Source organism: Aeromonas sp. QDB18, from assembly GCF_027705325.1.
In the GTDB taxonomy this organism is placed as follows: Bacteria; Pseudomonadota; Gammaproteobacteria; order Enterobacterales; family Aeromonadaceae; genus Aeromonas; species Aeromonas caviae.
On record NZ_JAPDBQ010000105.1, the window covers coordinates 1 to 5428 of the forward strand.

The following is a 5428-nucleotide window of genomic DNA, read 5'->3' on the forward strand; positions in this document are numbered from 1 at the left end:
AGGCAGAGAAAATCCAAGCAAAACAACACGTTAGACGGTATTATTAATTCGCTTGCCGCTTAAGGTTCTGTACATGTGCAAGTTTTAACCACATCGCTGTTTGACGATGAGATCGAGATCGTTATTGGTGGCGCAACTTCGGACGACAGAGCCCGGATGACGGTCATGCCCGCCATGTACCAGGACACGATAGAGGCTATGGTGGACGGGGAAACGGACGGGCGGGGGATCGCTATGGGGCCGGACGGTTACACGGCGCTGGGGGTGGCGGGTGCGCTTAGGCGGGCGGGGCTGGAGGTGTCCGGGAATGAACCGCCGCCACCGGATAAAGACGGCGCAGCCGGGTAGGGGGAGACCCAGTATGATGACTGCGAACTGGAGCCGTCTATCCTTGATGTCCTGTAATGACAATATTCGGGTCAACTTATTGACCATCCCGCACTTATGACGATCATGTGGCGCGCAGTTGCACACGCTAAGTGTTATCCCATGGCTCATGTAGGCCACTATTGAAAGGTAACGTGCAGCTTCGTATGACTCTGGCTAGCCATGAGAGAAGCTACATACCCGTCTGAAAACGCGACATGTATCTAGCCTCAGTATCGAGGGACGATGCCGGAGAGGTGTAAGCTGTGACCTCTTCAGGCGAACGAGGACGCCATCATGGTACGTCTATCCAGCTTAACCCTGCTGCTATCCACCTTGGTACTACTGGCTTTCAGCCCGATAGGACTGACTGCCAGCGACTGTACCTATCGCAAGGACAGCCTCGGTAATACCCGCTATCAGTGCAAGGATGGCAGCCATGGCACCTTGCGCACCGACAGCCTTGGCACCGTCAGGGACTCGGGCAGCGGCACCAGTTGGCGCAAAGACTCGCTGGGCAACGTAAGGAGTAGCGATGGCACCACCTACCGGCGAGATAGCCTCGGTAATGTGCGCGCCAACAACAGTAAGAGTGGCCTGAACGTCACCTGGCGCAAAGACAGCCTCGGCAACCTACGCGCCTCGGACGGGACGGTGTGCCGCACCGACTCGCTGGGTACGCTGCGCTGCGATGGTGGCAGTACGCCGCCCGCCGTCCTGAACACTAAGTGACGCATATCTCTTCAAACCGGACCCGTTCTTGGAGTGATGTGAGCCAAGCCATGGTTCAATCTGGCTTGCTTCGATACACTCATCGGCCTGTTAGTGACGAGCCTGTGGCGTAGAGGGGTGGCATTGTCGCCCGCGTGGCCAAGGTCTTCGTCCGTCCATCCGTATCAGCGCCCAGCAGGCACCGTTTCAATGCCCGTTGTGGCATAGCCGGAGTAGTACATGTTCGCCCCCCAGACCCTGTCCACCGTTCTGCTGGCGGCCGTCCTCAAGGATGGCAGCAGCATCGTTAATGGGCTCATATGGAAATCATCAAGAAGCAGCTCGGCGAGCTGACCAAGGAACATTTCATAGCGGCCTATGATGCCCTGAACGAAGGTGGCGCTCTGCTACCCCGCCTAAGCTCCGGCCAACTTCGATTGAATGTCGGCTCCGAGTATTCACAATTTATCGAGGAGCCATCAACCAATGCTTGATAACTACCTGAACGCCGATGCAGCCACATTATTAAAACGATTGCCTGATGAGCATACGCGAGCCTGGGCCTGGATGGTCATTGAGGAGATCCAGCGTCAATTTCCGAACGCGGACCATTGGACTACCGGTGGTGAGAGCAAGAACTATATCGACCTCCGGATTGGCGTGAAGCAACCCCAAAACAAACGTGGCTCGCCGAAGCTGTACCTGTCGTATTGGGACGACACCCTCTGGTGCTCACTCCACAAGGATTTTACGGATACGGATGGTCTGCGGCTGGCTACGACTCCGGACAGGTCGTCTACCCAAGCTGAGTTGAAAGAGTGGTTTGATATGGTGGCCCAGCGCCTGCGGACTGCTGGTATCCAATTAGCTGGGAACGCACGAAGGCCGAAGGATTATCAGGCTGAGGTTGATGATGAGGGGCCGGATATGGATGACAAATCCAACTTACAGATTGAGATCTGCGACTTGCCCTTAAACCAGATCTTGTTTGGCCCCCCCGGCACCGGCAAGACCTACCACACCATCAACAAAGCGTTGGCTATTCTCGACCCAGCCTGGCTGGCAGCACATGGGGCGGATCGCCAAGCGCTAAAGGCGCGCTTTGATGCACTGGTGAAGGAGGGGCGTATCGACTTCGTCACCTTCCATCAGAGTTTCAGCTACGAGGACTTTGTCGAAGGTACTGGCTATCGCTGATAGCTTGGGGCATAAATCGATCACGATGACGCAGAGATACAGCCACCTTTGCGTTGATAGCAAACGGCAGATGCTGGATGAAGTTTTTGGGAGGGTGGGGCAATGACTGAGAAGGGAAAAACGTTCGATCGACTGTTTAAATCATTCATTCCTGCTTTTGATGGCGTAAGTGAGGGGGCTCTACGCATGGCCCTGATCCTCACGGAGTGGTATCACCCCGCTGCTGGGAAGGCTAAGCCGTGGGAGCAGAGCACAGGCCCAACTACCGCAGAAGGTAAAGCCACCTCTTCGCACAATGCCTGGTGTGGTGGCGAGCGGGAGTTGTTGCGGGAGTTGGCTCGTGACCTGCGAGAGCAAGATAGTCGCCGTCGAGAGTTAAAGCTGAAGCTCCAGCTCCAGCCATAAATGCTGGCTGTTCTCCCACCGCCCACGCACCGCTGCGGCAACTGATTGTCACTGCTTAACGGCAAGCCATTTCCGTCTGTGACCATGTGGATTTGGTTGCCCAAACGCCTCCATGGATGGCCAAACATCTGATCTACATCAATGTTTTTTCTGCTCTCCGATAGCATCTTTGGGTGTACTGGCATTGGATCCGTCAAGGCACAATAGGTCAAAGTCGATCAGCGCTTCTTTATTGAGATGTAATTTCAGTTTTTTCCTAGATGGCATCGATTTGGCCAGTGCTCTGCCTCCGCCGGAAGGTGTGATAGATCGATATCCATGAACCAAAACACTCAGATAGGTCTCGCCAAGGTGCCCAGGAGTGGAGAGCAAGAGGATGCCATCAAGCACCAGATGTGGCTCACGAGTAGTGCGTCTCATAAAGCTGTAGGGTGAGAGCAGAGGCTCGATGAACCCCACTGCACATCAGTGATGTTGATAGCGACGAGACATAGCCTATGGCCGATGACCTTGGTTTGAATTGACCGTTTCATTATTAACAAGTGATGATTTTATCATCAAAAAATTTGTCTACAGCCTGTCAGATTGCTAAGGAAACCAATCTGGGAGTGCTGAATCATGATCGCGCAAGGGAGTGTGCTGAACTATGTCCACGCAGAGCATTGTTTTTATCGACAGCCGCGTCACCGGTTACGAAACCCTCATCGCCAGTTTGGGCACCGATACCGAATGGTATCTGCTCGATGCCAACCAGGATGGTGTCGACCAGATGCAGCGGATTCTGGCGGGCCACACGGATCTGGATTCGATCCAGGTGATCAGCCATGGCTCGGTGGGCACCCTGTACTTGGGTAACACAGCACTCAGCAGTGACAACCTTTCCAGTTACCAAACCCAGCTCCAAGCGATCGGCTCTTCCCTGGCCGATACCGGCGACATCCTGCTCTACGGCTGCAACGTGGCGCAGGGCGATACCGGAACCACCTTCGTCAATTCTCTCGCGCAGTTAACCAAAGCCGATGTGGCGGTGAGCGACAATATCACAGGGCTGGGCAGTGATTGGCGACTTGAACATATGTCGGGGAACATCGACGAGTCCCCCTTTGACGGTGCTGCTTACCAAGGTTCGCTTCAGCTAATCCGTGGAACTGAGGGCAACGATAGGATCGTCGGCGATGGCTTGGACAACACGATCTATGGCTATGGCGGCGATGACTGGATCGATGGTGAAGCAGCCCATGACCTTATCTACGGCGGCGACGGCGCCGACACCATCGACGGTAACTTTGGCAACGACACGCTCTGGGGTGGGCTGGGTGATGATGTCCTGACTGACAGCCAGGGAACGAACCAGTTGTATGGCGAGGCAGGCAACGACCGCCTGACCGCAAACGCACTAACCGGCAGCCATCTGCTGGATGGTGGGCTGGGCAACGACACCATTGATGGGGTTGGGGCGTCGATGGTGTTGCTAGGTGGTGATGGCAGCGATGAACTGAATGCACATGGCAACTTGTATGTAAACAGCACGACGACCTATGTGCAGCACGGCCAGGCAACCATTAGCGGCGGCGCCGGGGATGATGGCTACTACGAATACCAGAGCTGGAACGGTAGCGGTTATGAGACGGTGGGGAACTATATGGGTGGCTTGAGTGCAGCCTATATGGCCGATGTGCTGCTACAGGGGGACGATGGCCGGGACAATTTGAATGTGGCTTACTCCAAAACAGCACGCCTCGAAGGGGGGGCTGGTGCGGATTCACTGAGCGCGTATGCCTATGGTTATGCTTTGAAGGACATTGGCGAGTCCTACGGTGTCGATTACCAGCTCGATGGCGGTGCGGATGACGACAGCCTGGAGGTAACGTCCTCGGCTTACCGTGGTTTCGGGCGAATTGATCTGTCGCTGGAGGGCGGGACGGGTAACGACCAGCTGAAAGTCAGTACCCATGAACCAGGCGATGCGAACTATGGCATTGCGTCGGCGGTGCTTTCCGGTGGGGACGGCGATGACCGGCTCGAAGCCAACGGGGTGTTGCAACTGACGTTGAGTGGCGGCAGCGGTAAAGACACCTTTGTGCTGACGGCCCAGCAGTACCAGGCCCAGCAGAAGGGGACGATGCAGTTCAATCTGGACAGCACGTGGAACAACGTTGTCGACGTTACCGCCCGTCCGATGGAAATCACCGACTTTGTCGCAGGGATTAGCGGCGATGTGCTCGATATCCAGGACCTGCTACGCAATGGGGCGGTCGGTTTTGACGGTTCCAACCCGTTCGGCAGCAGCGGCTACCTGCGCCTGATCCAGTCTGACACAAGCCCGGCCGACGCGCTGCTGCAGTTCGACGTGAACGGCGGTGGTGATGATTATGTGACTCTTGCGGTGCTCAAAAATGTGACCGCTTCGAACTTGGTGGGTGCCAACTTCAACCCAGCCTACCCGACCGATGGCAGCGAGCTGCCGGGTCTGGTCTTCGACGGTACAGCCGCTGCAGACACGTTACTCGGCAGCGCCGGCGGTGACACGATTTCCGGTTTTGCTGGCGACGACGTGATTAACGGCGACGCTGGCTATGACAGCATCTTCGGCGGAGACGGCGCCGACACCATCGACGGTAACTTTGGCAACGACACGCTCTGGGGTGGGCTGGGCGATGACGTTCTGACTGACAGCCAGGGAACGAACCAGTTGTATGGCGAGGCAGGCAACGACCGCCTGACCGCAAACGCACTAACCGGCAGCCAT

The 5428-nt window shown here is 56.1% G+C and carries 6 protein-coding genes; 5 read left to right on the forward strand and 1 reads right to left on the reverse strand.

Features of this window, described 5'->3' with window-relative positions:
• Positions 1-702 precede the first annotated feature (702 nt).
• The 4 genes from OKC30_RS14950 (at position 703) to OKC30_RS14965 (ending at position 2679) form a co-directional block, all read left to right on the forward strand.
• The gene (locus tag OKC30_RS14950; protein WP_005324744.1) at positions 703-1098 is read left to right on the forward strand and encodes a hypothetical protein; all 396 of its coding nucleotides are present in this window, start codon (positions 703-705) and stop codon (positions 1096-1098) included.
• Between the two features lie 299 nt (positions 1099-1397).
• Entirely contained in the window at positions 1398-1571 is a 174-nt protein-coding gene (locus OKC30_RS14955; RefSeq protein WP_005324741.1) for a hypothetical protein, read from the forward strand.
• The gene (locus tag OKC30_RS14960; RefSeq protein ID WP_041206443.1) at positions 1564-2274 is read left to right on the forward strand and encodes a hypothetical protein; all 711 of its coding nucleotides are present in this window, start codon (positions 1564-1566) and stop codon (positions 2272-2274) included. The genes OKC30_RS14955 and OKC30_RS14960 overlap by 8 nt, the downstream gene beginning before the upstream one ends.
• A gap of 102 nt (positions 2275-2376) precedes the next feature.
• A complete protein-coding gene (locus OKC30_RS14965) occupies positions 2377-2679 on the forward strand; it encodes a hypothetical protein (protein WP_041206442.1) in 303 nt (100 codons plus the stop codon).
• 138 nt (positions 2680-2817) lie between these two features.
• Here the strand turns inward: OKC30_RS14965 and OKC30_RS14970 are convergent, their stop codons facing one another.
• Positions 2818-3069, reverse strand: a complete 252-nt coding sequence (locus tag OKC30_RS14970; protein WP_160839537.1) for a hypothetical protein — start codon at positions 3067-3069, stop codon at positions 2818-2820.
• Positions 3070-3325: 256 nt separating this feature from the next.
• Between OKC30_RS14970 and OKC30_RS14975 the strand changes: the two genes are divergently transcribed.
• The coding region (locus tag OKC30_RS14975; protein WP_270666691.1) for a DUF4347 domain-containing protein at positions 3326-5428 on the forward strand (2103 nt) is incomplete at its 3' end.

What these genes read in the sequence shown, in the direction of transcription:
- OKC30_RS14960 (WP_041206443.1), top strand. Translation starts at nt 1,564, where the DNA reads ATGCTTGATAACTACCTGAACGCCGATGCAGCCACATTATTAAAACGA.
- OKC30_RS14955 (WP_005324741.1), top strand. Translation starts at nt 1,398, where the DNA reads ATGGAAATCATCAAGAAGCAGCTCGGCGAGCTGACCAAGGAACATTTC.
- OKC30_RS14965 (WP_041206442.1), top strand. Translation starts at nt 2,377, where the DNA reads ATGACTGAGAAGGGAAAAACGTTCGATCGACTGTTTAAATCATTCATT.